Origin of the sequence: Sphaerospermopsis reniformis (assembly GCF_005402885.1) — a bacterium.
GTDB lineage: Bacteria > Cyanobacteriota > Cyanobacteriia > Cyanobacteriales > Nostocaceae > Sphaerospermopsis > Sphaerospermopsis kisseleviana.
In genome coordinates this window covers 1-808 of the sequence record NZ_BJCE01000523.1, presented here as the reverse complement: position 1 = coordinate 808, position 808 = coordinate 1, and the positions used below count along the sequence as shown (strand labels likewise).

At 34.7% G+C, this 808-nt stretch carries 1 protein-coding gene; it reads left to right on the top strand.

What is annotated here, in order from left to right; translation table 11 throughout:
- The coding region (locus FFR48_RS28185) for a transposase (RefSeq protein ID WP_137669607.1) at positions 1 to 808 on the top strand (808 nt) is incomplete at both ends.

Sequence of the window (808 nt, the reverse complement as noted above, 5' to 3'; positions counted from 1 at the left end):
ACCGTTGGGTAATCTTAGCGAAAATAATACCGTGGACAGAATTTGAAGCAGAATACGCAGCAATATTCACTGAAGTTTTAGGCGCACCAGCCAAAACATTTAGAATGGCATTGGGAGCATTAATAATCAAAGAGAAACTAGGAACAAGTGATAGGGAAACAGTAGAACAGATTAGAGAAAACCCTTATCTGCAATACTTTATAGGAATGTCAGCGTATAGCAATCAAGCACTATTTGACCCATCAATGCTAGTTCATTTTCGAGAAAGAATAGATATGAACCTAGTCAACAGATTGAATCAAAAAATAGTCAAAAATGTATTAGAAAATCAAGAGGAGGAAGAAGTAAAAGCAAAAAAGTCAGAAGTCGAGGATTCAAAAAGTGAGGTAACGAATCGAGGTAAATTAATATTAGATGCTAGTTGTGCGCCAGCAGATATAAGTTATCCCACAGATTTAGGATTATTAAATCAAGCCAGAAAGCAAACAGAAACAATTATAGATACATTATATAACTCCCTAAAAATCAAAAAAAGCAACAAACCCAGAACCTACAGAAAAAGAGCAAGAAAAGATTATTTAGTAGTAGCCAAAAAAAAGAAAGTCAAATTCTCGGAAAGAAGAAAAGCTATCAAGAAGCAACTGCAATATATCAAAAGAAACCTAGCTCAGATTCAACAACTAATGAATGCGGGTGCGTCACTCTTAGAATTGAGCAACAGACAATATAAAATGTTGCTAGTAGTGGCAGAAGTTTATCGTCAACAACTATGGTTATATGAACATGAAAAACGGAGTATAGAAGACAG